We start from the raw sequence: 25,075 nt of genomic DNA on the forward strand, positions 1-25,075 counted from the left end.
GTCAGCCTTTCGACAGCGCCTGCACGACGCGGGATGGGCTGGGCCGGCCGAGCAGCTCCGCCAGCCAGGTGCTGGTGGCGACGAGCTTGCCCAGGTCCAGCCCGGTCTCGATGCCGAGTCCACGCAGCATCCAGACGAGGTCTTCGGTGGCGAGGTTGCCGGTGGCCGACTCGGCGTAAGGGCAGCCGCCGATGCCGCCCGTGGAGGCGTCCACCGTGGTCACGCCCGCCCGCAGCGCCGCCAGCGTGTTGCCGAGCGCCTGGCCGTAGGTGTCGTGGAAGTGCACCGCGAGCTTGTCCGGCCGGCGGAACGCCTTGATCAGCGCGGTCACGTGCCCGGGCGTGCCGACGCCGATGGTGTCGCCGAGCGACAGCTCGTAACAGCCGAGGCCGAGCAGCCGCTCGCCGACCGTGACGACCTGCGGGATCGGCGTCGGCCCCTCCCATGGGTCGCCGAAGCACATCGACACGTACGCCCGCACCCTGACGCCGTTGTCCACCGCCCTGGCCACGACCGGCTCGAACATCTCGAACTGGCTCTCCAGGCTCCGGTTGAGGTTCTTGGCCGCGAACGTCTCGGTGGCGCTGGCGAAGATCGCGATCTCGTCCACGCCCCGGTCGAGCGCCCGGTCGAGGCCGCGCAGGTTCGGCACCAGCACCGGGTAGCGCACGCCGGGCCTGCGGTGCAGCCTCGTGAGCAGCTCGTCGGCGTCGGCCAGCTGCGGCACCCACTTCGGGTGCACGAAGCTGGTCGCCTCGATCACCTTGTGGCCCGCGTCCGCGAGCCGGTCGATGAACTCGGCCTTGACCTCGACGGGCACGACGGCGGACTCGTTCTGCAGGCCGTCGCGCGGGCCGACCTCGTAGATCGTGACCTGCTGCGGAAGACCTTCCATCGGGTACGCCATCACGCCTCCTCGCTGGTGACGACGGCCAGCACGGCGTCCATGTCGACCGGCCTGCCGGGCTCGACGGGCAGCTCGGAGAGCACGCCGTCGCGTGGGGCGGTGACCGTGTGCTCCATCTTCATGGCCTCCACGATGACCAGCGGCTGCCCCTCGCTCACCCGCTCACCGAGCTGCGCCTTGACGACCAGAACCGTGCCCGGCATGGGGCTGCGGACCACGCCGTCCCCGGCGCCGGCGGCCCCTGGCCGGTCGCCGGGGTCGCCGATGAGGTGCCGGGTGAACGCCCACGCCCGGCCGTCCCTGCCGAGCCACAACGTCTGGCCGTCACGCACGTGCACGTAATGCTCGGTGCGCCCGCCGATCGTCACCGTGAGCCCGGGTCCGTCCTTCCGGATGCGGGCGGCCGCCTGGCCGTCATCGGCCCGCACCTCAGCGGACTCCTCGGGCAGACCGCGGACCTGGATGGCGTGCACGCCGTCCCTGGATTCCAGCCGCCACGTCGTCCACGCGCGCTCGCCGAGCCGCCACCCGTCGGTGACCTCCCACGGGTCGTCGCCCTGCGGGAGGTCGTGGAAGACCAGCGCCGCGGCGGCGAGCACCTCGTCCGGCACCTCCACGCCGGGCACCAGGTCGGGGAGCAGGCGTTCGACCAGGCCGGTGTCCAGCTCCCCCGCCACGACGGCCGGGTGTGCGGCCAGGGCGCGCAGGAACGGAACGTTGGTGACCACGCCCAGCACGACCGTGCCGGCCAGGGCCCGGTCGAGCGTCCTGAGCGCCGCCTCCCTGTCCGGCGCCCAGGCGACGACCTTGGACAACATCGGGTCGAACTCGCTGCCCACGACCCCGCCCTCGACCAGCCCCGAGTCCACCCGGACATCGGGCGTACCGCCGCCACCGGGTTCGCGGAGGAGCAGGACCCGGCCGCCCGTCGGGAGGAAGCCGCGGGCCGGGTCCTCGGCATAGACGCGGGCCTCGACGGCGTGCCCGTCGAGCCGCACGTCCTCCTGCCCGAACGGCAGCCGCTCCCCCGCCGCCACCCGCAGTTGCAGCTCCACCAGGTCCAGGCCGGTCACCAGCTCCGTGACGGGGTGCTCGACCTGCAGGCGCGTGTTCATCTCCATGAAGTGATAGGCGCCGGTGGCGCCGTCCACGATGAACTCGACCGTGCCGGCGCCCACGTACCCGACCGCCCGTGCGGCCTCCACCGCGGCCGCCCCCATCCTGGCGCGCATCGGCGGGGTCACGAACGGCGACGGCGCCTCTTCGACGATCTTCTGGTGCCTGCGCTGCAGGCTGCACTCGCGCTCGCCGAGGTGCACGACGTTCCCATGGGAGTCCGCCAGGATCTGGATCTCGATGTGGCGAGGGCTCTCGACATATCGCTCGATCAGCAGGGTGCCGTCCCCGAAGGCCGCCCGTGCCGTGCGCCGCGCGGACGCCAGCGCCTCGGGCAGCTCGGCCGCCGACCGTACCAGCACCATGCCTTTCCCCCCGCCCCCGGCGGACGGCTTGATCAGCGCGGGGAAGTCCCGCCAGCCCTCCAGCGAGTCGGCCGGCTCGGCGCCGCCCGGCACCACCGGCACCCCGGCGGCCGACACGGTGGCCTTGGCGCGGATCTTGTCGCCCATCGCCTCAATGGCCTCGGCCGGCGGCCCGACGAACACCAGCCCGGCCGCGGCGCACCGCCGCGCGAACTCGGCGTTCTCGGCGAGGAACCCATATCCGGGATGGACGGCTTGCGCGCCCGAAGCCACGGCACCTCGGATGATCGCCTCAATATCAAGATATTTCGGCACCTGGAGGGCTATGTCGGCTTCAAGCGCGTGTTTGGCGCCCGCGTCGGAGGCCGTGTGCACGGCCACCGACGTGATGCCGAGCCCCCGCAACGTGCGGGCGATGCGTACGGCGATCTCGCCCCTGTTGGCGATCAGAACGCGGTCGAACAACATGGTCACATCCGTCACATTCGAAAGACGCCGTAGCCCGCGGGCTCGAGCGGGGCGTTGGCCGCCGCGGACAACGCCAGCCCGAGGACGGTGCGGGTGTCGAGCGGGTCGATCACGCCGTCGTCCCACAGCCTGGCCGTGGAGTAGTACGGGTTCCCCTGGCGCTCGTACTGAGCCCTGATCGCGTCGGCGTCGGCGGCGCCGACGGTGGTGAGCACGTTCGCGGCCTGCTCGCCGCCCATGACCGAGATGCGGGCGTTCGGCCACATCCACAGGAACCTGGGCGAATACGCCCGGCCCGCCATCGCGTAGTTCCCCGCCCCGAACGAGCCGCCGATCACGACGGTGAACTTGGGCACCCGCGCGCACGACACGGCGGTGACCATCTTGGCGCCGTGCTTGGCGATGCCGCCCGCCTCGTACGCCTTGCCGACCATGAACCCGCTGATGTTCTGCAGGAAGAGGAGGGGGATGCGCCGCTGGTCGCACAGCTCGATGAAGTGCGCGCCCTTCATGGCGGACTCGCTGAACAGGATGCCGTTGTTCGCCACGATCCCCACCGGATGGCCGTGGACGTGCGCGAACCCGGTCACGAGCGTCGAGCCGTATTCCGCCTTGAACTCCAGGAAGCGCGATCCGTCCACGATCCTGGCGATCACCTCGTGCACGTCGTACGGCTGCCGCGTGTCTCCGGGCACGATCCCGTACAGCTCGCGTGGGTCGTGCCGGGGCGGCTCCGGAGCGATCGTCTCCCACGGCCGGGCGGCGCGCGGGGCCAGCGTGGAGACGATGTCGCGGACGATGGCGAGAGCGTGCGCGTCGTCCTCGGCCAGGTGGTCGGTGACGCCGCTGACCCTCGCGTGCAGGTCGCCGCCGCCGAGTTCCTCAGCCGTGACCTCCTCGCCGGTGGCCGCCTTCACCAGCGGCGGACCGCCCAGGAAGATCGTTCCCTGGCCGCGGACGATGACCGCCTCGTCGCTCATCGCGGGCACGTACGCGCCGCCCGCCGTGCAGGAGCCGAGCACCGCGGCGATCTGCGGGATGCCGCGGGCGGACATCGTGGCCTGGTTGTAGAAGATGCGGCCGAAGTGCTCGCGGTCCGGGAACACCTCGTCCTGCTTCGGCAGGAACGCTCCACCGGAGTCCACGAGATACACGCACGGCAGGTGGTTGTGCAGGGCCACCTCCTGCGCGCGCAGGTGCTTCTTGACCGTGATCGGGTAGTACGTGCCGCCCTTGACGGTGGCGTCGTTGGCGACGATCACACATTCGCGGCCGGAGACCCGGCCGACCCCGGTGATGATGCCGGCGGCCGGCGCCTGATCGTCGTAGAGGCCGTTCGCGGCCAGCGGCGACAACTCCAGGAAGCGCGAGCCCGGGTCGAGCAGGCCGTCGACGCGGTCGCGCGGCAGCAGCTTGCCGCGCTCGACGTGCCGCTGCCGGGACCGCTCGGGGCCGCCGAGCGCGGCGACGGCGAGGCGTTCGAGCAGCTCGGCGGCGAGCCGCTCGTTGAGCTCGGCATTGCGTTTGTACGCCTCGCTCCCCGGGTCGGCGGCCGACTTCAGCACCGGCCAGTCGCTGCTCATGAGTCCCCTCTCATGGCTCGGATGTTAGTCATCATTAACGTAGCCGTCTAGTATGTGAGACGTGACCACCGCTGCCACCACCTCTACCCGCAATCGGCGCAACAGGCGTGCGGAGATTCTGGAGGCGGCCGCCCGGCTGTTCGCCGCGCGCGGCTTCCACGGCGTCTCGATCGAGGACATCGGAAGCGCGGTGGGCGTCTCGGGACCGGCGCTCTACCGGCACTTCAGCGGCAAGGACGCGCTGCTGGCCGAGATGCTGCTGGACGTCAGCTCGCGGCTGCGCGAGTCGGGCGTCGCGGTCGCCACGTCGGCTCCCGACCCGCGCCAGGCCCTGGACGCGCTGCTCAACGTCCAGATCACGTTCGCCATCGAGCAGCCCGCGCTCATCACGGTGCACGACAGGGAGCTGGGCAACGTGGCGGAGCCGCAGCGGCGGCAGATCCGGCGGCTGCAGCGGCTCTACGTCGAGGAATGGGTGACCGTGCTGGCCGAGCTGCACCCCGCGTGCCCGGCCGCCCGCCTGCGCGCCGCCACTCACGCCGTGTTCGGCCTGCTCAACTCGACCCCGCACAGCGCCGGCGAGCTGCCGGAGCGCGACATGCGGCCGCTGCTGCACGCGATGGCGAAGGCGGCGATCGACGCCGTCGTTAACGCCCGCTAACTTCCAGCCTTCAGAAGAAAAGTCCTTGTTGTCCCAACTATCTAGATATATCGTCAAGATATCTCGATAGTTGGAGGACGTCATGCGAGATCCGGATTTCTGGGACGCTCCGCCGCCCCCTGGCCCTCCCGCTCCCCCGTTCCCTCCGGGTCCGCCCGGTCATCCGGGCGCGCCGCCCGGTCCGGAGACGTTCGGGCCGCATCACCCGTTCGCACCGCCCGCGCCGGAGTTCGGCGCGATGATCCACTGGGAGGCGCCGTCGCCGCGCGTGCGCCGCGGCGACGTCCGGGCCGCCCTGCTGGCCCTGCTCCTGGAGGCGCCGCAGAACGGCTACCAAATGATCCAGGACATCGAGGAACGCAGCCGCGGCGTGTGGCGGCCCAGCCCCGGCTCGGTCTATCCGGCGCTCCAGCAGCTGGAGGACGAGGGCCTGGTCACGGCCAGCGAGTCGGGCGGCAGCCGCACCTATCAGCTGACGGAGCGGGGCCGCGAGCAGGCCGCCAGGCACGCCGAGGAGGCGCCGTGGGAGGAGGTCGCCAGGACGGTGCCGGCCGACCGCCACGAGCTGCGCCTGCTGTGGGCCCAGCTCAACGAGGCCTTCGCCCACCTGGTGCGCACGGCCGGGGACCGGCAGGTGGAGGAGGCCAAACTGCTGATCAAGAAGACCCGCAAAGCCGTTTTCCAGATTCTGGCGGAGGACTGATGAGCGACCGTCCGGCTGTCGCCGTACGGGGCCTGCGGAAGACGTACGGCAAGGTCGAGGCCGTCAAAGGCGTCGACTTCGAGGTGCGCCCCGGCGAGGTGTTCGGCTTCCTCGGCCCGAACGGCGCCGGCAAGACCACCACCATCAGCATGCTCTGCACCCTGGTCAATCCGACCGGCGGGAGCGCCACCGTGGCCGGCCATGACGTGGTGCGCGAGCGCGACGAGGTACGCAGGAACATCGGCCTCGTCTTCCAGGACCCCACCCTCGACGGCTACCTGAGCGCCGAGCAGAACCTGCGTTTCCACGCCGAGCTGTACGGCGTCCCGAAGGCCGTCGTGGGCGACCGCATCCGCCAGGTGATGGAGATGGTCGCGCTCTGGGACCGCAAGGACGCGAAGGTCATGACGTTCTCCGGCGGCATGAAGCGCCGGCTGGAGATCGCCCGCGGCCTGCTGCACTCCCCGCGCGTGTTGTTCCTCGACGAGCCGACCGTCGGCCTCGACCCGCAGACCCGCTCGGCCATCTGGGGGTACATCAACCAGCTACGGCTCACGGAGGACATCACCATCTTCATGACCACGCACTACATGGACGAGGCCGAGTACTGCGACAGGATCGCCATCATCGACCACGGCGAGATCGTCGTCATCGACTCGCCCGAAGCGCTGAAGGCCAGCGTCGGCAAGGACCGCGTGCAGATCCAGACCGACGACGACGCCAAGGCCATCGAGGCGCTGCGCGAGCGGTTCGGGCTGGAAGCGGCCGTGCGCGAGGGGGCGGTGACGTTCGCGGTGGCGTCGGGCGAGGAGTTCGTGCCGAGGTTGTTCGCCGAGCTCGGCCTGCCGATCACGGCGGTGAGCGTGTCGCGGCCGTCCCTGGACGACGTGTTCATGTCGTACACCGGCTCCACGATCCGCGACGCCGAGGCGGGCGACGGCAACATGGCGTTCATGCGCGCGATGGCGAGGCGGTGACGATCATGGCTACCGAGACGATAAGCGTCCGGGTGCCCGCGCGCAGCGCCGGGCATGACGTGCGGGCGATCAAGATCGTGCTCCACCGGGAGATCCTGCGTTTCGTCAACGACCGCACTCGCATGTTGTCGATGCTGGTGCAGCCCGTGTTGTGGTTGTTCGTCATGGGCACGGGTCTGGGGTCGTTGGTGCAGGGCTCGATCCCCGGGATCGACTTCCGCACGTTCATGTATCCCGGCATGATCTCCATGACCGTGATCATGACGGGCATGTTCTCCGCCGGGTCCATCGTGTGGGACCGCGAGTTCGGCTTCCTGCGGGAGATGCTGGTCGCGCCGGTCTCACGCGGGGCGATCGTGGTCGGCAAGTGCCTGGGCGGCGCACTCGTGGCCACGGCGCAGGGCGTCATCATCCTCGCCATGGCAGGGCTGGTGGGGGTGCCGTACTCGCCCGTGCTGATGGTGACGCTGCTGGCCGAGATGTTTCTGGCGGCGTTCACGATCACGGCTTTCGGGGTGATGCTGGCCGCGCGGATGAAGAACATGCAGACCTTCTTCGGGCTCATGCAGATGGCGATCATGCCGATGATGTTCCTGTCGGGGGCGATGTTCCCGCTGGCCAACCTGCCTTCGTGGCTGCACGTGCTCACCGTGGTGAATCCGATGACGTACGCGGTGGATCCGATGCGGCAGGCGGTCTTCGCCCATCTGGACGTGCCGCCGCAGGTCAACGCGATGCTCAACCCCGGGGTGCAGTGGTTCGGCTTCCAGGTGCCGGTGCTGCTGGAGCTGGGGGTCGTGGCGGCGCTGGGGGCCGTGTTGCTGGGGGTCGGGATCGCGGAGTTCCGGCGGGCGGAATAGCAGGGGCTTTCGGATTCAGGCTGCGGTTGACCATGCACGGAGGGTAACTTTCCCGATGTGCCGCGCGGCCCCTTCCGATCCTCCTCCGCCAAAGGAGCGCACCCATGCTGGAATGCCAAGGGAAGTGTCATGACCTGGAAGTCAGGGTCACCGCACTCGAGCAAGCTACTGTGAGTGGCGTGCCTGGCATGAGCATCGCTACCCGCATCCACACGCTCGGCGATCGTGTCACCGCCGTCTCGAAGAACATCCTCGAGAAGATCGACCAAGAGGTCGGCGAAGTCAAGATCATGATGAAGGCGGGCTTCGACGCAGTCGACGCCCGCTTCGCAACGGTCGATGAACGCTTCGACGCCATCGATGCACGCTTCACCCAAGTCGACGAACGCTTCGACGCCATCGACACACGCTTCACCCAAGTCGACGAACGCTTCGACGCCATCGACACACGCTTCACCCAAGTCGACGAACGCTTCGACGCCATCGACACACGCTTCACCCAAGTCGACGAACGCTTCGACGCCATCGACACACGCTTCACCCAAGTCGACGAACGCTTCGACGCCATCGACACACGCTTCACCCAGGTGGATGCGCGCTTCGCCCAAGTCGATGAGCGCTTCGGCGAGGTGGACCATCGTCTCTCGCTGATCGACGGTCGCCTCGACATCATGCAAACGAACATCAACGGTTTGATGGACGCCGTAGCGAACATCAACAAGGACAGCACACGCAGGGACCTGCGAATCGACAAGATCGAAAAGCGGCTCGAGGCACATGACGGGCGATTCGACCGCCTCGAATCCATCCTCGTCCGCATCGACGCAAAGCTCCCCGACCCGCAACCCGTCACGAACGAGCAGCCCGTATAGCGCACCACACGGCCAAAGGCCCGGGTGGTGTGCCCCGGGCCTCGGCTCATTTCATGACATTCAGCGCTTCACGCGGACATAGTCCTTGCGGCTGCCGGAGCCGTAGGTGTCCTCGTCACCGCTGAACACGAACCTCCAGTGCCCGGAGTTCCAGGCCTTGACCTTCGTGTAAAGCCGCCCGCTGTCACTGGCCCAGAACGACTTCACGTACTGCCATTTCTTCGACTTGAGCGGCTTGAAGAACAGCGCCACCTTGCCCGAGTAGCCCTCCCAGGACCCCTCGTCGTCGATCTGCAGCTTGCCCGTGAACTTCAGGTACCTGCCGCGCTTGATCGGCTCAGGGTAGGCGTTGAACTTGATCAGCCGCGTGTCCGCCTTCTCCACGGGGGGCGGGGCGGGCTGGTTGACCGTGACCCAGTCGGCGGCGCTGACCGAGCCGTTGACGCCGCGCGTGCCCGCGTACTCGGCGCGCCACCAGCCCGAGGTGACGGCCTCGGCGGAGGCCCAGAAGCGGCCGTGGCGGCCGGTCACGTCGCTGGTGACGTACTCCCACCGGGACGAACCGCCGGCCTTGAAGAAGATCGACACGCGCTCGCCGGCCACTCCGCCGCGGCCCTCGGCCAGCAGGGCGCCGGTGAAGGACAGCTTGTCGCCCTTGTCCACGGGCTCGGGGCGGGCGTCGAAGCCGACGATCTTGCTGTCCAGATTGCGGCGCTTGACGTCGACCCGGTCGGCGTCGCTGACGGAGGGCTTGGCCGCGGACGTGCCCGCGAACTCGGCCCGCCACCAGCCGGTGGCGTTCACCCGCACGTTGGCGCCGAACCACCCGCCGCGTCCGGTGGTCACCTTGGCGACCTCGCGGTAGGTGTCGGAGCCGCGCTCGCGGAAGGTGATCGAGACGGTCTGACCCGGGTACCCCTGGCCGTCGGCCAGGAGCCGTCCGGAGACCTTGATCAGGTCACCCTTGTCGACGAGGTCGGGGCTGGCGTCGAAGTCGACGATCTTGGTGTCGAGCACCTTCTTGACGACGACCTCGAACGTGCCGCTACGCGAAACGTCGCCATCGCCCTGGGCGGAGGCGCGCCAGCTCCACTTGCCGACGTTCGTGGAGTCGAAGGACTTGGTGCCGGTCCACCTCGTCCAGTCGCCGCGCTTGGTGGGCGTCAGCGTGACGGGTGTCTCGACGCTCACCTCGCCGGGCGGCTTGAGCATGAGCTCGGCCTTCTCCGCGTTCTTCGTGGCGAAGCTGAACGTCGCCGTGACCGCGCCTTTGGTGACGTCGATCGGCGGGCTGGGACTGATGCCCACGGGAGTGAGGATGGGTGTCGGGGCCGCCGTCGCGGCAGTCGGTGCGAGGGCTACCAAGGCCCCTGCGCCGACTATGACGGCGAGGGCGGCGACACGGATGCGTTGTAACATGCGGGTTCCTTTCTGGAGACCCCAGTGGTTCAACGCGGCATTGAGGGTGCCACGTGTGTCTTCTCAGTAGACGTGCACACGGACGAGAAGGTTGTGGATTCTGACAAACGGTTATAGATCGGGGTCAATAACACCGGTCCACAAAACATGTCACCGGCGTCCAGCAGACGGCAGCGCCGATGAAAGACATAATCGATGGTGTGGCGCGCGACACTGTTGAGACTCATTTCGCCCAGGCGGTTGCAACGCTGGCGGCAGGTCCGGCCCGAGATCCCGGCCTGCCGGTCCGCGAGGGCACGACGCTGACCGGCGAGCACTGCAGAGTGCTGTTCCGCCGCCAGCTCGAAAGCCGGCTGCTCGACATCGCCGCCCGCTGGCTGCGCGAGCAGGACGAGGGCTTCTACACGATCGGCTCGGCCGGCCACGAGGGCAACGCCGCCGTCGCCGCCGCGCTGCGGCCCGGCGATCCCGCGTTGCTCCACTACCGTTCCGGCGCGTTCTACCTGACGCGCTCGGAAAAGGCGGGACGAGTCCCCGAGCAGGGCATCAGGGACGTGCTGATGGGCCTGACCGCGGCGGCGGACGAGCCCATCGCGGGCGGCAGGCACAAGGTGTTCGGCCACCCTGACCTGGCCGTCATCCCGCAGACCTCCACGATCGCCAGCCATCTGCCCCGTGCGGTGGGCGTGGCCTTCGCCATCGAGCGGGCCAAGGCCCTCGAGGCGGCTTCGCGGTGGAAGCAGGAGGACGCGATCGCGGTGTGCAGCTTCGGCGACGCCTCGATCAACCACGCCAGCGCGTTGTCCGGCTTCAACACCGTCTCCTACGCGACGTACCAGGGGCAGCCGCTGCCGATACTGTTCGTGTGCGAGGACAACGGCATCGGCATCAGCGTCCGCACGCCCAAGGGCTGGGTCGAGGCGGCCGCGCGGCGGCCGGGCATCGAATACTTCGCCGCCGACGGCTGCGACCTGGCCGACGCCTATGACGCCGCCGTACGCGCCGTCGAGCACGTACGCACGCACCGGTCTCCCGCGTTCCTGCACCTGTCCATGGTGCGGCTGATGGGGCACGCCGGCTCCGACGTCGAGGTGGCCTACCGCACCCAGCGCGAGATCAAGGCCGACCTCGAGCGCGACCCGCTGGTACGCACGGCGGCGCTCCTGGTCGAGGCCGGGCTGGAGACCCCGGAGGACCTGCTCAAGACATACGAGTCCACGCGCGAGCACGTGATGCGCATCGCGCTGGAGACCACGCGCAGCCCGCGACTCGGCACCGCCAAGGAGATCATGGAGCCGATCGCGCCACGCAGTCCCGAGCTGATCGCCAAGATCAGCCCGATGGCGGCGTCCGGTCAGGCCAGGGAGAAGGCGTTCGCCGGGTCGCTGCCGGAGGACGACAAGCCGATGACGCTCTCGATGGCGATCAACCGTACGCTGGCCGACGCGCTGACCGTCTACCCCGAGATGACGGTGTTCGGCGAGGACGTCGCCAAGAAGGGCGGCGTGTACGGCGTGACCCGCGGGCTGCAGAAGCGGTTCGGGGCGGCGCGGGTGTTCGACACGCTGCTGGACGAGCAGGCCATCCTGGGGCTGGCGCTCGGCGCCGGCGTGTCCGGGCTGCTGCCGGTGCCGGAGATCCAATACCTGGCCTACCTGCACAACGCGCTCGACCAGATCCGCGGCGAAGCGGCCACGTTGTCGTTCTTCTCACGCCACGCCTACCGCAATCCGATGGTGGTGCGGGTGGCCGGGTACGCGTACCAGAAGGGGTTCGGCGGGCACTTCCACAACGACAACGCGATCGGCGCGCTCCGCGACATCCCTGGGCTGGTCATCGCCTCGCCGGCGCGGCCGGACGACGCGGCCGCGATGCTGCGCACGTGCCTGGCGGCGGCTCAGACGTCCGGATCGGTGTGCGTGTTCCTGGAGCCGATCGCGCTCTACCACACCAAAGACCTGTTCGACGAGGGCGACGGGGGGTGGCTGGCGCCGTACGTGCCGCCCGGGCGCTGGGCGGAGACGCACGTGCCGATCGGCCGGGCACGCTCGTACGGCGACGGGCGCGACCTGACGATCGTGACGTTCGGCAACGGGCTGCGGATGAGCCTGCGGGCCGCCGTGCGGCTGACCCAGGAGGGGTACGGCTGCCGCGTCCTCGACCTGCGCTGGCTGGCGCCGCTGCCGCTGGACGACCTGCTGCGGGCGGCCGAGCTGACGGGCAAGGTGCTGATCGCCGACGAGACCCGGCACACCGGAGGCGTCTCCGAAGGCATCATCGCGGAGCTGACCGACGCCGGGTTCACCGGTTCCGTGGCGCGGGTGACCTCGGCCGACAGCTTCATCCCGCTGGGGACGGCGGCCGATCATGTGCTGCTGTCGGAGGAGGAGATCGAGCAGGCGGCGCGCAAGCTCCTCAGCTGAGGCCTGTCCCCGTTGATCTCGCGGCTAGAGCGGATTCATGAGATACCCGCCGAAAACCGCGGCGGCGACCGACACCATGAAGAAGAAGAACACGTAGAAGCCGCCCGGCAGGAACGTCAGCCTGGCCAGCTGGTCGGCGTCGGAGTCCCTGGCCTGCCGCCTGCGCCGCTTCTGCTGCAGCTCGATGATCGGCCGGATCCCGCCCAGCAGCAGGAACCAGACCGCGACCAGGGCGACGCCCTGCTGGATCTCGGCGGGGGCATACATGATCAGGGCGAACACGGCGCCACCCGTGGCCAGGAGGATCAGCGCGCCGTACAGGTTGCGGATCAGCAGCAGCATGCAGACCAGGAACAGCAGCACGGTCCAGATCAGCAGCGTGATGTGCCCCTGCTCGGTGAGCCACGCGGCGGCGAGCCCGAGCAGCGGCGGCGCGAGATAGCCCGCCATCGCGGTCAGGACCATCCCGGGCCCGGTGGGCCTTCCCCTGGTGAGCGTCACGCCCGAGGTGTCGGAGTGCAGGCGGATGCCTTCGAGCTTGCGCCGGGTGACCAGCGCCATCAGCGCGTGGCCGCCCTCGTGCGCGATCGTGATCAGGCCCCGGGACAGCTGCCAGGACATGCGGAAGCCGACGATCACGAGCGCGACCAGAGCCGAGACGACCACGACCCATGGGTCGGGGTCAGGCTGAACCTTGATCAGGTGGGCCCAGAACTTGTCCATCGAGGAGAAACCCTATCCAGGTAAAGTCTTCGCCGCGCCCACCGAACAACATTCTGATCGGGGCGATGGCGGCCGAGCTCACCACCAGGACCCATGATTTCGCCCGTTGTATACCTGAATGTCCCCAATTTGCGACCTTTTTCCCCGAATCTGGCGTCGTGGCCTATGCGCAGCGTGCGGCGGCGCAGCGCTGCGGTCGTGATCTGATGGGAAGGTGAACGATCGGCACGTGGCGCAAGACCATCGGGGACCGGGCCGCCCGGCGGCTTGACGCGCTCGGCCCCGCATAGCAGTCGTTCTGGAGTGAGCATGGCCAGGGTCAGAGGTTTCCGGCGCAGCGGCGCGGCCCGCGAGGAGGCGCCCGAGCACTCGATGGACCCGCGCGCCACCGAGGAGCCCCCCTACCGGCCGACGGTCATCGACAACGCGATCTACCAGGACGGCGAGCGCGTCGACAACCCCGGCTCCCTGGCCGACGCCTTCGAGCGCCTCAAGGAGATGCCGGGCAGCATGGCCTGGATCGGGCTGTACCGGCCCAAGGAGTGGGAGCTGGTCAAGCTCGGCGAGGAGTTCGAGCTGCACGAGCTGGCGCTGGAGGACGCGATCGTCGGCTCCCAGCGGCCGAAGGCCGACCGGTACGGCGACACGCTGTTCGTGGTGCTGCGTGCCGCCCGTTACCTGGACGACGTGGAGGAGGTCGCGTTCGGCGAGGTGCACGTCTTCGTCGGCCCCAACTTCGTGATCACGGTACGGCACGCCGAGGCGCCCGATCTCCAGGCGGTGCGCAAGCGCATGGAGTCCGACCCCGACCTGCTCCGGCAGGGCCCCCAGGCCGTGCTCTACGCGATACTCGACGCCGTGGTCGACGGCTACGCGCCGGTGGTGGCCGGACTCCAGAAGGACATCGAGGAGATCGAGGTCCAGGTCTTCGGCGGCGACCCGTCGGTGTCACGGCGCGTGTACGAGTTGTCCGGCGAGGTCATCGAGTTCCAGCGAGCCACGTCACCGTTGGTCGGGATGATCCACGGGTTCATCGCCGGGGCTCCGAAGTATGGGCTGAACGACGAGCTGCAGAGTTACCTGCGCGATGTGGCCGACCACGCGATCACCGTCGCGGAGCGGATCTCGGCCTTCCGCCAGATGCTGCAGAACATTCTCGTCGTCAACTCGACGTTGGTGACCCAGGCGCAGAACGCGGAGATGGCGCGGATGACGGAGGCGAGCATCCAGCAGGGCGAGGAGGTCAAGAAGATCTCCGCGTGGGCGGCCATCCTGTTCGCGCCGACTTTGGTGGGCACCATTTACGGGATGAATTTCGACTTCATGCCGGAGACGCACTGGGCGTTCGGTTATCCGTTCGCCATCCTGCTGATGGCCGTCGTCTGCCTGGTCCTCTACGTGGTCTTCAAACGACGGGACTGGCTCTAGCGCTCACTGCGGCCAGACTTCTGACTGGCCGGTGGAGCGCGGCGTGACGGCCGCGCTCCACTTCCACCTCGCGCGGTAGCTCACCACAGGGCCCCGATCAGCAGGCCGACGACGAGTGTGGCCACGAGGACGACGCGGAAGGCGGCCCACGTGCGCCGCCGGGCGACGGGGTCCATGGGGAATCCTCAGGAACTCAGGCCCAGGTGCTCCTCCAGGCGCTCGAGGCGCTGGACGAGCGGCTGGAGCTCGGTCCTGATGGCGGTCGTCAGCATCGCGGCGGCCTGGCCTTGGCCTTGTCCTGGCGCACCCTGCTGGGTCTGGGCGCGCAGGTGCACGTAGCCGGCCAGGGCGGCGGCCACGGCGCGGCGGGTGAGGCGGGGCTCGGCGCCCAGGGCGCGCAGGACCTGGCCGGCGGTGCCGTCGGGCTCGGCGACGAGGCCCAGCAGGAGGTGCTCACAGCCGACGTAGTTGTGGCCGAGTGAGGTGGCCTCGGTGACGGCGAACTCCAGAGCGTTGGTGGCGGGCCCGCTGAAGGTCCGCGTCGCGTCCTCACCCGAGCCGGTCGCGGGGGGCCGATGGTGGGCGGCCAGGTCGCGTTGGACCTGGTCCAGGCTGATTTCCATGGCGCGCAGCACGTGCAGGGCCAGGTTGCCGCCCTCGGTGAGCAGGCCGCTGAGGAGGTGCTCGGTCCCGACGCTCGCGGAGCCCTCGGCGCGGGCCTGGTCGGCGGCGAGTTTGAGGACCGTACGCGCTCTGTCCGTCAGGTGGGTCAGCGCGCCGGTGGGCGTGGACAGGTCGAGGTCGGTGAGCACGGTTTGCCTGATGGCGGTCACCCGGCGCACCGCCTGTTCCAGGGCTCGCTGGCAGACCGCCGACACCGGCACGCCGGCCTGCTTGACCGCCTCGGCGAGTTCGTCGGGCAGGTAGACGTTGATTTTAGGCATGACCCCACCATAACCCCTTAGGGGTTACATCTCAAGGTTGCGGTTGCGTTCGTCACAGCAGAATCTCCGTGCTGCAGGCCAAGCTGATCTTCTAGCGTGGGGGCCCACAACCCGGAGGAGCTCGCATGACGCTCGTACACGAGAATGTTCGCCCAGGAGGGTTCGCGTGAGGCTCGCGACGCTGAGGTTGCCGCGCCGGACGACGGCCGCCCGCATCGACGGCGAGCACGCGGTGGAGATCGGCGCGCCCGACGTCGGGGCGTTGCTGGCCGATCCCCGGTGGCGGGAGATCGCGGCCGCCGCCGACGGGCCCCGGCATCCGCTGTCCACGGCCGATCTCGCGCCCGTGGTGCCCAGGCCGGGCAAGATCATCTGTGTGGGGCTCAACTACCGCAACCACATCCTCGAGATGGGGCGGGAGCTGCCCGAGCATCCGACGGTGTTCGCGAAGTTCGCCGAGGCGCTGACCGGGCCCTACGACGACATCGTGCTGCCCGCCGTCTCCCAGGCCATGGACTGGGAGGCCGAGCTGGCCGTGATCATCGGTACGACGGCGCGGCACGTCCCGGCCGAGCAGGCGCCGGCGTGCATCGCGGGTTATTCGGTGCTCAACGACGTGACGGCCCGGGACTACCAGAACCGCACGTTGCAGTGGCTCCAAGGCAAGACGTTCGAGGCCAGCACGCCCTTCGGGCCCTATCTCGTGACGCCCGACGAGGTGGAGGGGGCTTCGATGACCCTGGTGTGCGAGGTGGACGGGGAGGGGATGCAGCAGGCGGACGCCGGCGACCTGGTGTTCTCGCCCGCCGAGCTGATCGCGTACCTGTCGGAGATCCTCACCCTGCGGCCGGGCGACGTCATCGCCACCGGCACGCCCGGGGGCGTCGGGCACGCGCGCAAGCCGCCCCGGTACCTGGCGGACGGCAGCAAGGTCGTGACGCGGATCTCCGGGGTCGGGGAACTGGTGAACACGGCACGCCGCCATCGCTGAGCGTGCGCCTACGTCGGCTGGTGGTACGGCAGCGGAACGGGACCGTCGCGATGGTCTCCCCCGTCATGTGCAACCTTCCGATGTATCAGTGGCCGTCTGTTATCTCCCGGCACACCGGTTTGCTTTCACGGCCGTCCCCTGAGGAAGCGGCCCACGTCGGCGATCTCGTCGTCGAGCAGGTCCTCCGGCAGCTTCTCGAACGGCCGCACGCTCACCTGCGCGACCTTCCTCCCCCAGACGCCTCTGATCGCGCCGTCCACCAGCACGACGGGCCGCAGGACGCCGCCGCCGGGGAACACCTGCTTGGCGTGCTCGGCGGCCAGGATCAGGTCCCTGCTCCGCCAGCCCATCACGTATTCGTCGAACGCGGGCAACAGCCGTAGCACCGGCCCTACCCGGGCGGGCGGCGGCTCGTCCCCGCTCAGGCCCCAGGCCACGCGGGCCTGCCCGAGCGGCAGGCCCGACCAGGCGGCCAGATCCTCCGGCTCGGCGGGGTGGTGGGCACGGCGGTAGCGGAGGGCCAGCTCTTTGAGCGCGCGTTCGCGGTCCGGCTCGGGGACGATGGGAGCGCCCAGCCAGTCGGCCGCGTGCACGTAGGTGGGCTTGCCGGCGCGGAGCGGGCCCAGCACGGCGAGGCCGTGGTACGCGGCCAGCGCCACCAGGGCCACGATCCCCTGGCCTCGGGCCCGGCCGGCCAGACGGTCATCCAGGTCGGCCTTGGTGAGCGGGCCTTGGCCTTCGAGCGTTCCCGCGATGAGGCCGAGAGGATCGTCGGCGGTGACGCCTTCCTCCCGGAGTCGGCGCAGGGCATGGGTGTCGCTCCTGGTCAGCGCGTGAATCCAGGAGAGGTCGTCGCTGTGGGCGAAGTGCAGGGTGCCGCGCGGGCCCCAGGTCCTGACGATCTCGCGGTCGTGCCACGCGGCCTCGACGTCGGCCGGGGTCAGGGTGGCCGAGCGGGCGCGAAAGGCGAGGAGGGCGGCGGGCACGTCCTGGGCCTGCATCGCCCCCAGACGGCGGACGATCTCGCCCGCGGTCAGGCCGGCCGGGCGGTGCAGGAGTTGTGCCTCGATGCTTCTCATCGCGTGGGTCATCGTAGAGCAGGCGTCCGGGCAGGCGAGCGGTGAGCGGGGTGCGGGCGTGCCCCAATGCCGAGCGGTGAGCGGGGTGCGGGGGTGCGGGCGTGCCCCAATGCCGAGCGGTATGCCGGAGGAGAGCCACCCCTGAGCGCGTTGGTTCCGCGAGTGTCGGTGGGACGCCGTACCTTAGTGCGCGTGCCCGAACAGCCCCTGACCCTCGACACCGTCCTCACCGACGAGGCGGTCCTGTCCACCTACCGCCGGATGTTCGCCGCGCTGGCCCGCGACAGCGGCGCCGTGGTGGACGACCCTGCCCTGGTGGACATCGCCGAGACGTTGTTCGCGGCGTTCGCCGAGGCGGGCGAGGAGTGGCTGACGCACGAGCAGATGCGCTTCGCCTGCCGGGCCTATCCGAGCGATCAGTTCGACAACCGGCTGCGAGTGCTCAAGGGGCTGGGCGCGATCCGAGAGGTGTTCCCCAAGCCCAATCAGCTGCGATATCGGGCCTCGTTCACGAGCGTGGTCGGGCTGATGTTCATCCGGCGGATGATGGACGACGGCGGGCAGTCGGAGATGCACCGGCTGCTGGCCCTCGAAGACCTCAATGTCGCCGATCCGCGCACCACGATGGACGAGGCCAGGCAGAGCGCGGTCAACCTCGCGCGGGCGTTCCGGCTGTGGGCGCTGGAGCTGATCACGCTCTCCACGGGCACGATCGAGGAATTGCGCGAACAGGCGCCCAAGCTCTGGGGCACCGAGGAGATCGCCCGGCGCGCGCAAGGGCTGCACGGCACGATCCTGACCCGCTGGCCTGAGCTCGACCGGGTGTGCACTGATCTGCGGGCGGCGATCTACGCCTACAGCGACGCCTCCCGCCGGGCCGCGGGGCGCCTGGCCGATTCGGCGGGCACCACCCGCAACCTGACGTTGCTGCCGACGGAGACGTGGCGGACGTTCGCGCAGACCGCCTCGAAGGAACGGCTGGCCGCCGTGCTCGACGGGTTGTTGTTCGACGCGCCCGCGCCGTGGCACGACCCGGCCGCCATCGCCCGCGCCGTGGACGAAGCACCGCGGCCGGCGCCTGCGCAGCCCACTCCCCCGCGGTCCAACCTGCCCGACCCCGGGCCTTCCGACGCGCTCGACTCCTCGCCTGGGGCGGCGATGGAGCGGCTGAGATCGGTGGCCGAGACGCTGCTGGGCGACGCCTCGCGGGTGGCGCTTGCCGATGTGCTCGGGCCCGACTGGCCGTCGGCCCGCCGCCTCCTCGCCGACCTGACCACCGTGGATCTCCGTCCTGAGCTGCCCTACCGGCTGACCTGGTCCGATGAGCTGACGATCGATCCCGGGCGGGAGCCGGCGTGGTTGTCGCACGGCTGGCTGGAGCGCACGTCATGAGCACCTCCGACACCCTCGGCCCCGCCCCGGGGTCCGACCAGCCGAGGTCCGACCGCCCGACGTCCGACCCGAGATCCGACCGCCCGACGTCCGACCCGAGGTCCGGCCGCCCGACGTCCGACTCCAGGTCCGGCCGCCCGGCGTCCGACCGCCCAAAGGTGGCTGACGGCGCCCCGGATCCGGCACGCTCCGGATCCGATCGCGTGGAGGAGACCGGCAGCGCCCGGGGTTCTGCTCGGCCGGGAGCAGCCGGGCGGGTCGGGGCCCCGGTGGAGGGGTCGCCTGAGGTGGTCGAGGGGCGGGTCGCGCATGTGCGGGCGCGTTCGGGAGGGCCGTTGCCGCTGGGGGCAGGGGTGGCCGCGCCGGCCGGAATGGTGCGCCTGACGTGGCCGGACTCCACCGGACATGCCGTGCCGGTGTGGCCCGACGGGGTGACGCCGTCGTTGCTGGACGAATACCAGGTGACGGGCGTCCCCGTGGAGCGGGCCGGGGAAACGAGGCGGGTTCTGGCAGCCGTGCTGAAGTGTTGCTGGACGGACCTGTCCGTGGACCCGTGGCCGGGGGATCCGGCGCCCGTGGAGCTGGTGCTGGACACCTACCGGGCGTTGATCGGCCGTACCGACGATCTGATGCGCAATTGGGCGGTCGGGGCGCTGCGCCGGCTGCACGACTCGGCGTGGATCGCCATGGACGACGGCGTGGTCGTGCTGGGCCCGCGGTGTGCCCTGTGGCCGGTGGAGTCGCACGCGCAGCTCCAGGAGCTGGTGCGGCGCCTGCCCGAGCCGGAGCGGCCCGATCTCACCGTGGTGGGCGACGCCGACATCGTGGCCGCCGCCCGCCCCGCCGAAGCCCCTTCTCCGGACATCGGAGTGCGGGTCGAGGGCGGTGCGGCCGAGTTCGACGATCTGCTGGGCGGTTACGACGAGCGGCGGCGGGCGGAGCTGGTGGCGGCGTTCATGGTGGTGGAGCATGCCGCCGAGCCCGTCCAGGAGGTGCGGTTCGCCGCCCTGCGCGATCCGGCGCTGCGCCGCACGCTGGGCGAGATGCTGGGCCGGCGCGGCCGCATCCTCATCCAGCACCGGGACCGCTGGACCTCCGGCTACGACGACGCCCTCACCGCCTTGGAGCCCGGCGCAACCCGGCTGGGGATGAGCGAGCGGGCGGTGCTGACGCTGGTGCTGGTGCACTCGGTGGCCATTCCGCGGGCCGAAGGTCTGCTGCCCGAGGACTCGTGGCTGTCGCCGCACCCCACCCCGGCCGACGAGCTGCGCCGCCACACGCAGCTCCCGATCGGCGAGCTGGAGTCGGCGTTGCGCACGCTGCGGCACGCCGGGCTGTTGAGCCAGGTCAAGGCCGGTGAGGAGGCGGGCGGCTATGTCCCGGGCCCGCAGTTCCACCGGCTCACCCCGGCGGCGCGGCGGCGGCTGCAGGAGGAGCTGATCCTGGCGGCGGGGCCGAACACGCCGCTGGCGGCGGCCGTACGTGCGCGGAGGTCCGCGTGATGAGCACGCGCTACGGACATGTGGATGGAAGGAATACGGGGGTCGCAGGTGTCGCAGGTGGAGAACGTCGTCGGGGACCGGGTGCTGATCGCTGTGCAGGCGGTCAACATTTCGCGGCTCTCCACCCATCCGGTGCCCACCGTCCCCGGCACGCTCATCGTCGTCGCGGGCGCCGGGCCGAAGGACTCCAACGGCGCCGGTAAGTCGTCGTTCATCGCCTCGATCACGGCGCTGCTCGGGGACGAGCAGTGGCGCTTCGCCTCGGGCGCCAAGGCGGTGTCGGAGCTGCTGTTCAACGCCGAGCTGGCCAGCGGCGCGGGCGCCCGCCAGTGGGCGAGCGCCGACCACGGCTACATCGTGGGCGTCTTCGCCCCGCCCGGCATGGAGGGCTTCTCCGGCGGCCCGGAAACCGCGCAACCGGCGGACAGCCTGGTGCCGCCGGCCGCCACCGCGCACAGTGCCGACGCCGCTCTTGCCGGCTTGGCACAGGCAGTATCGAGAACGGCCGCCGCAGATGGTGATGGCACCGGCACGGGCGGCCGGCGCGGGGGCGCGGGCTCCGCAGGCGGCGCGGGCGGCGTGTATGGGGTGGCAGAGGGCGTGAAGGGGGCCGGTGCGGTCGCGGATCCGCGGGCGGAGGGGGCCGGCGAGCTGGTCCTCGGCGGGGCCGACGGCGAGGAGGCGAGCGGGGAGTTGTTCGAGGTGCCGGACACCTCGGGCGGCGCGCTCACCGTGTGGCTGAAGGTCAACCAGGAGGCGCCGCACCTGGAGATCCGCTGGCGGGAGGGCGTGCACCTGGCGGCATCCCCGTCCGAGGCCGAGCGGGTGGCGCGCGCCGACGAGATCTGGGCGTCGCTGCCGAAGTCGGCCGGGCGACGTGATGTGGTGGCCCGCGACCTCACCAAGGTCCTCTACGGCGACAGGGTCAGGTGCGTGTCGTTCCTGTCGACGTCCGTCCGCAGCAAGGTCGCCACCAACCTGCTCTCCCAGCCGCTCAACGAGATCTCCCCCGAGCGGGTCTTCGAGGCCATCGCCGCCCTGACAGGCCTGGACGCCGAGCTGGAGCAGGAGCGGGAGGCCCGCAGGGACGAGCACGCCAAGCGGGTGCGGGCAGCGCAGGCGGCCGACCGGCTGGCGGAGTTCGAGTCGGAGTCGAAGGCGTTGCTGACGACGTTCGACCGGCGCGACCAGGCGAGGATACGCCTCGCGGACGCGTTGCGGTGCTGGCGTGGCAGGCAGGCGCGCCGGCTGGCCGACGCGGCGGCGAAGGACGAGTCCCTGGCCGCCGAGCTCGAACGGCGGCGCGCGGCCGGCGAGACGGCGGCGGAGGCGATCGCCATGGTGAAGGCGGAGATCGCCACGCTGCGGGAGGACACGCTCGACCGGCAGGTGTCGCAGGCCCGCAAGGAGCTGGCGGCGCTGCAGGCCAGAGCCGCCAAACTGGACGCGGACCGGGCCGTGGCCGAGAACTCCGCCGACGAGCTGCGCGGCCAGACCCAGGCCCTCGAGGAGATGCGCAGGTTCGCCGACGGGCGTGACGTGCCCACGGCGGAGCGGGAGCTGGGGGAGGTCCGGCTCCGTCTCAACGAGGCGCTCAAGGCGCTGGGCGTGGCCGACCAGGAGATGCACTCCGCCCAGGCGGCGCTGGACGACGCGGAGGGCGGCCCGGCGGCGGCCCAGCTCAACGCGCTCGCGGCGGCGGGCATCGGCGCGACCGGTCTGCTGGACGCGCTGGACGTGGCCGAGCAGGCGCGTGAGGCCGCGCAGCCGGGCGGCCTGCGCGGGTGGCCGCACGAGCACGCCGTGATCGTGGATGCCGCCCAGCTCTCCTCGGCGGCCGACGCCCTCGCGGCGTTGCCCGGGTCGGTGCTGGTCAGCGCGGCCGGGGTGAGCGTCGTGGGGGCGTTCGACGGGGTGGCGACCGGACGGGAGGCCCGGATCAAGGCGGCCGAGCAGCGGCTGCACCGGGCCAAGGACGTTCAGGAGACGGCGGCGCAGGCCGTACGCGATGGGGAGGAGGCCGTCGCGGAGGCGCAGCGGCGGCTGGAGGGCGCCAGGGCCGGGCTGCGGCTGGCCGAGGTCGAGGCGAAGCTGAGCGAGCGGCGGACCCGGCTCGGCGAGCTGAACGCGGCGATCGAGGAGCTGGCTCCCAAGGTCGCCGAGGCCGAGCGGCTGGCCGGGACGCTCGACTTCCGGGCCCGTACGCGGGACATGGAGATCGAACGGCTGGAGGGCCGGCGGCAGCGGCACGAGGCCGAGCGGGCGCAGGCCCGCGACCAGGAGGCGAAGGTCTCCGCGGAACGGGAGGCGCTGAGGCTCGACGCGCTGGCCGCCGACTGGGGCGGCACGGTGGAGACCGCCCGCGCCTGGCTGGAGGCGCTGCCGGAGGAGGAGCGGCCGCGTACGGCCGACGAATGGTGGCGGATCGCCGAGCGCCACTTCGACCAGGCATTGCGTGACACGTTCCCGGAGGAGGACGCGGAGATCCCCGAGGAGCTGCGCTACCTGCTGGACGAGCGGGGCGGGAGCACGGCGCGGGAGCAGGCGACGTTCGCGGCGGTGTGCGGGGCGCTGGCGTCGTACCTGCGGGGGCAGGAGGAGTACGAGCGCCACCAGCGCCGGCAGATCGAGGCGCAGATCGTCTCCCGGCAGCGCGACCTGGCGGCGGCGGCCAGGGGCGCGGAGGAGGCGGCGCAGTCGACGGCCGTCCACCGGGCGGCGCTCACGGCGGCGATCAAGGCGCGGCTGACGCGGGTGGCGGAGGAATTCGAGAAGCTCGACACGTCCTACGGCGGTTACGGCGCGACGCTGGAGTTCCCGGTGCCGCCCGCGCCTGCCGATCCCGAGCAGCGCTGGCAGTGGCGCGTGACGCCGAAGTGGCGGCGCGGCGAGGGTCAGGGGTTCGTGCCGTACAACCGGCGGGCCAACACCGCGCTCATGGACGAGAAGGCCGTCAAGCTGGTGTGCGCGGCGGCCATCGCCTCGTCCGGGGGCGGGCATCTGTGCCTGGTGCTCGACGAGCTGGGCCGCAACCTGGGCAAGGAGCACCGCAGGGAGGCGGTGGCGCTGTTCAGGAGGATCGGCGAGACGTACGGGATCACCGTGATCGGGGCGTTGCAGGACGACATGGAGCCGTACGCGATCGACGCCTGCGGGCAATACGTCAAGCTGCGGCGCTCGTCGGACGCGATGCCGTACAACGAGCCTCCAGTGATCGTCGGGCACGACCAGCACGCGGAGCGGGTGCGAGCGCTGGCGGCGTACGTCGACCGGAGCTGACGCAGTCCCCCGGTCGCGGCCGGCCGGTGAGGCGGCGCGGCGCGGTCAGCCGGTTCCCGTGCCGCGCCGATAGAGGTCACGCGCCGCGGATCGGCGGGCCTGTGTAGGAGGCGCGCAGGCGGAGGAGGGAGCCTCGCTCGTACTCCTCCATCGCGTGCGCCAGCCAGCCCGCCACCCTGGCCACCGCGAAGATGGCCTCGCCCGCGCCGCTCACCATGCCGCTCACGGCGGCGAGGATGGCGAGGGCGAAGTCGACGTTGCGTTCGGGGAGCCGGCGCCTGCGCATCTCCTCGAGCACGGCCGTGCCCGCGGCGATCCTCTCGTGTCCTGGCGCCGCCTCTTTGACCAGGTCGAGCAGGAGGCCGCCGCGGCCGTCGCCGTTCTTGTAGATGCTGTGGCCGAACCCCGGGATGCGCTCGCCGCGGCGTACCCGCTCCGCGATCGCCCGCGCGGCCTGGCCGGGCTCGGCGATCTCGGCGAGCAGGCGCTCGGCCCCGTACGACGCCCCGCCGTGCAACGGGCCGCCCAGCACGCCGAACCCCGTCAGGACCACGGCGTACGGGTCGGCTTTCGCGGAGGCGGCGACCCTGGCGGCCAGCGTCGAGGCGGCCAGCTCGTGGTCGGCGAGCAGCACCAGCGCGGCGCTCACCGCGTCGAGCAGGGCGGGCGGGGCGGGGTGCGGGCACAGGCGGGACCACAGCCGCTCGGCGATCGAGTCCCCCTGCGGCTCGCTGAGCTCGGGCAGGGCATCGACCAGGCCGGCGATCAAGCGGCGGCCCGTGTCGGCGACCGAGGCGGAGTCGAGCTGGTAGCGGAGGGAGTCGGACGCGCCGAGGACCGTGGTGATCACTTGCAGGCGGTCGAGAGGCAGCAGGTCGTCCGGCAGCCCCCGCTGGGCGGCGACGGCCGCCCGCAACGCCTCCGCCTCACACCGCCACGCCACCACCCTGGCATCCGGACGCACCGCGTCCGAGCCCGGTCCGGGCCGGGATCGGCGCGAGCCCTGCAGCACGCCGGGGTCGCCGGTCCAGAGCCAGTCCGCGACCGTTTCGAAGTCGTCCGTCCTGGCGAGCTCCAGCGCGTCGAGCCCGCGGTAGTAGTGCCGGTCGACGCCGAGCGCGGTGACGGCCGACTCGATGACGAGCTCAGGCGGCTGGCTGCGAGGCCGCCCCCGCCGGGCGAGCCGTTCGATCTCCTCGGCGGAGAAGAGGCTGCGCCGCCCGTCGTCGCTGTGCCGCCGCTGCAGCACGCCCCGGCTCACGTACGCGTACAACGTGGCGGGCTTGACCCCGAGACGTTCGGACGCCGTGGCCGCGTCGATCCACTCCACCCCGGCGACCTCCTCAATGTTGATGAAAATCAATATTGATCCATGTTGAGCAC

At 70.8% G+C, this 25,075-nt stretch carries 19 protein-coding genes; 11 read left to right on the top strand and 8 right to left on the bottom strand.

Features of this window, described 5'->3' with window-relative positions; translation table 11 throughout:
• Position 1: 1 nt before the first annotated feature.
• Genes EDD27_RS27215 through EDD27_RS27225 form a run of 3 tightly spaced genes read right to left on the bottom strand, consistent with a single transcriptional unit; the run spans position 2 to position 4,439 of the window.
• Positions 2-907 (bottom strand): hydroxymethylglutaryl-CoA lyase, encoded by a 906-nt coding sequence (locus EDD27_RS27215; protein ID WP_127934900.1) that lies wholly within the window; start codon positions 905-907, stop codon positions 2-4.
• The gene (locus EDD27_RS27220; RefSeq protein ID WP_206642212.1) at positions 907-2,856 is read right to left on the bottom strand and encodes an acetyl/propionyl/methylcrotonyl-CoA carboxylase subunit alpha; all 1,950 of its coding nucleotides are present in this window, start codon (positions 2,854-2,856) and stop codon (positions 907-909) included. The genes EDD27_RS27215 and EDD27_RS27220 overlap by 1 nt, the downstream gene beginning before the upstream one ends.
• An 11-nt stretch (positions 2,857-2,867) precedes the next feature.
• Positions 2,868-4,439: a carboxyl transferase domain-containing protein gene (locus tag EDD27_RS27225; protein WP_127934901.1), complete on the bottom strand. Its 1,572-nt coding sequence runs from the start codon at positions 4,437-4,439 to the stop codon at positions 2,868-2,870.
• Between the two features lie 61 nt (positions 4,440-4,500).
• Here EDD27_RS27225 and EDD27_RS27230 point away from each other — a divergent pair, with 61 nt between their 5' ends.
• The 5 genes from EDD27_RS27230 to EDD27_RS27250 all read left to right on the top strand — a co-directional run bounded on the left by EDD27_RS27230 (position 4,501) and on the right by EDD27_RS27250 (position 8,512).
• On the top strand, positions 4,501-5,100 hold the full coding sequence (locus EDD27_RS27230; RefSeq protein WP_127934902.1) for an SACE_7040 family transcriptional regulator: 600 nt from the start codon (positions 4,501-4,503) through the stop codon (positions 5,098-5,100).
• A gap of 82 nt (positions 5,101-5,182) precedes the next feature.
• The gene (locus EDD27_RS27235; protein WP_127934903.1) at positions 5,183-5,803 is read left to right on the top strand and encodes a PadR family transcriptional regulator; all 621 of its coding nucleotides are present in this window, start codon (positions 5,183-5,185) and stop codon (positions 5,801-5,803) included.
• Positions 5,803-6,780: an ATP-binding cassette domain-containing protein gene (locus EDD27_RS27240; RefSeq protein WP_127934904.1), complete on the top strand. Its 978-nt coding sequence runs from the start codon at positions 5,803-5,805 to the stop codon at positions 6,778-6,780. Before EDD27_RS27235 ends, EDD27_RS27240 begins: the two co-directional genes overlap by 1 nt.
• 5 nt (positions 6,781-6,785) lie before the next feature.
• Positions 6,786-7,640 carry an ABC transporter permease gene (locus tag EDD27_RS27245; RefSeq protein ID WP_127934905.1) on the top strand — a complete coding sequence of 285 codons (855 nt, stop codon included), beginning with the start codon at positions 6,786-6,788 and terminating at the stop codon, positions 7,638-7,640.
• Between the two features lie 188 nt (positions 7,641-7,828).
• The gene (locus EDD27_RS27250) at positions 7,829-8,512 is read left to right on the top strand and encodes a hypothetical protein (protein ID WP_127934906.1); all 684 of its coding nucleotides are present in this window, start codon (positions 7,829-7,831) and stop codon (positions 8,510-8,512) included.
• Between the two features lie 60 nt (positions 8,513-8,572).
• Here EDD27_RS27250 and EDD27_RS27255 read toward each other — a convergent pair whose 3' ends face one another.
• A complete protein-coding gene (locus EDD27_RS27255) occupies positions 8,573-9,820 on the bottom strand; it encodes a hypothetical protein (protein ID WP_127934907.1) in 1,248 nt (415 codons plus the stop codon).
• A 311-nt stretch (positions 9,821-10,131) separates the two neighbouring features.
• Between EDD27_RS27255 and EDD27_RS27260 the strand changes: the two genes are divergently transcribed.
• Complete coding sequence (locus EDD27_RS27260) at positions 10,132-12,354, top strand: thiamine pyrophosphate-dependent enzyme (protein ID WP_206641677.1); 2,223 nt, start codon at positions 10,132-10,134, stop codon at positions 12,352-12,354.
• Positions 12,355-12,378: 24 nt separating this feature from the next.
• Here the strand turns inward: EDD27_RS27260 and EDD27_RS27265 are convergent, their stop codons facing one another.
• On the bottom strand, positions 12,379-13,077 hold the full coding sequence (locus EDD27_RS27265) for a M50 family metallopeptidase (protein WP_127934909.1): 699 nt from the start codon (positions 13,075-13,077) through the stop codon (positions 12,379-12,381).
• A 309-nt stretch (positions 13,078-13,386) separates the two neighbouring features.
• On the opposite strand from EDD27_RS27265, the gene EDD27_RS27270 reads away from it, so the two are divergent.
• Entirely contained in the window at positions 13,387-14,505 is a 1,119-nt protein-coding gene (locus tag EDD27_RS27270) for a magnesium and cobalt transport protein CorA (protein WP_127934910.1), read from the top strand.
• 185 nt (positions 14,506-14,690) lie between these two features.
• Here EDD27_RS27270 and EDD27_RS27275 read toward each other — a convergent pair whose 3' ends face one another.
• Positions 14,691-15,449 (bottom strand): Clp protease N-terminal domain-containing protein, encoded by a 759-nt coding sequence (locus EDD27_RS27275; RefSeq protein ID WP_127934911.1) that lies wholly within the window; start codon positions 15,447-15,449, stop codon positions 14,691-14,693.
• Between the two features lie 166 nt (positions 15,450-15,615).
• Between EDD27_RS27275 and EDD27_RS27280 the strand changes: the two genes are divergently transcribed.
• Positions 15,616-16,440, top strand: coding sequence for a fumarylacetoacetate hydrolase family protein (locus tag EDD27_RS27280; protein ID WP_127934912.1), 825 nt, complete (start codon positions 15,616-15,618; stop codon positions 16,438-16,440).
• A 125-nt stretch (positions 16,441-16,565) separates the two neighbouring features.
• On the opposite strand, the gene EDD27_RS27285 is transcribed toward EDD27_RS27280, so the two are convergent.
• Complete coding sequence (locus EDD27_RS27285; protein WP_164903810.1) at positions 16,566-17,519, bottom strand: winged helix DNA-binding domain-containing protein; 954 nt, start codon at positions 17,517-17,519, stop codon at positions 16,566-16,568.
• Positions 17,520-17,711: 192 nt separating this feature from the next.
• On the opposite strand from EDD27_RS27285, the gene EDD27_RS27290 reads away from it, so the two are divergent.
• The 3 genes from EDD27_RS27290 to EDD27_RS27315 are packed head-to-tail and all read left to right on the top strand — an operon-like array spanning position 17,712 to position 23,692.
• Positions 17,712-18,911 carry a hypothetical protein gene (locus EDD27_RS27290; protein ID WP_127934914.1) on the top strand — a complete coding sequence of 400 codons (1,200 nt, stop codon included), beginning with the start codon at positions 17,712-17,714 and terminating at the stop codon, positions 18,909-18,911.
• Positions 18,908-20,413, top strand: a complete 1,506-nt coding sequence (locus EDD27_RS56950) for a hypothetical protein (protein WP_277750756.1) — start codon at positions 18,908-18,910, stop codon at positions 20,411-20,413. Before EDD27_RS27290 ends, EDD27_RS56950 begins: the two co-directional genes overlap by 4 nt.
• Positions 20,414-20,437: 24 nt before the next feature.
• Entirely contained in the window at positions 20,438-23,692 is a 3,255-nt protein-coding gene (locus tag EDD27_RS27315) for a coiled-coil domain-containing protein (RefSeq protein WP_241564278.1), read from the top strand.
• Between the two features lie 76 nt (positions 23,693-23,768).
• Here the strand turns inward: EDD27_RS27315 and EDD27_RS27320 are convergent, their stop codons facing one another.
• A complete protein-coding gene (locus EDD27_RS27320) occupies positions 23,769-25,055 on the bottom strand; it encodes a citrate synthase (protein WP_241564279.1) in 1,287 nt (428 codons plus the stop codon).
• Positions 25,056-25,075 lie beyond the last annotated feature (20 nt).

Origin of the sequence: Nonomuraea polychroma, assembly GCF_004011505.1 — a bacterium.
In the GTDB taxonomy this organism is placed as follows: Bacteria; Actinomycetota; Actinomycetes; order Streptosporangiales; family Streptosporangiaceae; genus Nonomuraea; species Nonomuraea polychroma.

Excerpts from the sequence above, each read along its gene's own strand:
- EDD27_RS27225 (WP_127934901.1), bottom strand. The coding sequence starts at position 4,439 with ATGAGCAGCGACTGGCCGGTGCTGAAGTCGGCCGCCGACCCGGGGAGC.
- EDD27_RS27235 (WP_127934903.1), top strand. The coding sequence starts at position 5,183 with ATGCGAGATCCGGATTTCTGGGACGCTCCGCCGCCCCCTGGCCCTCCC.
- EDD27_RS27270 (WP_127934910.1), top strand. The coding sequence starts at position 13,387 with ATGGCCAGGGTCAGAGGTTTCCGGCGCAGCGGCGCGGCCCGCGAGGAG.
- EDD27_RS27250 (WP_127934906.1), top strand. The coding sequence starts at position 7,829 with ATGAGCATCGCTACCCGCATCCACACGCTCGGCGATCGTGTCACCGCC.
- EDD27_RS27275 (WP_127934911.1), bottom strand. The coding sequence starts at position 15,449 with ATGCCTAAAATCAACGTCTACCTGCCCGACGAACTCGCCGAGGCGGTC.
- EDD27_RS56950 (WP_277750756.1), top strand. The coding sequence starts at position 18,908 with ATGAGCACCTCCGACACCCTCGGCCCCGCCCCGGGGTCCGACCAGCCG.
- EDD27_RS27245 (WP_127934905.1), top strand. The coding sequence starts at position 6,786 with ATGGCTACCGAGACGATAAGCGTCCGGGTGCCCGCGCGCAGCGCCGGG.
- EDD27_RS27220 (WP_206642212.1), bottom strand. The coding sequence starts at position 2,856 with ATGTTGTTCGACCGCGTTCTGATCGCCAACAGGGGCGAGATCGCCGTA.
- EDD27_RS27240 (WP_127934904.1), top strand. The coding sequence starts at position 5,803 with ATGAGCGACCGTCCGGCTGTCGCCGTACGGGGCCTGCGGAAGACGTAC.
- EDD27_RS27265 (WP_127934909.1), bottom strand. The coding sequence starts at position 13,077 with ATGGACAAGTTCTGGGCCCACCTGATCAAGGTTCAGCCTGACCCCGAC.
- EDD27_RS27315 (WP_241564278.1), top strand. The coding sequence starts at position 20,438 with ATGGAAGGAATACGGGGGTCGCAGGTGTCGCAGGTGGAGAACGTCGTC.
- EDD27_RS27215 (WP_127934900.1), bottom strand. The coding sequence starts at position 907 with ATGGCGTACCCGATGGAAGGTCTTCCGCAGCAGGTCACGATCTACGAG.
- EDD27_RS27285 (WP_164903810.1), bottom strand. The coding sequence starts at position 17,519 with ATGAGAAGCATCGAGGCACAACTCCTGCACCGCCCGGCCGGCCTGACC.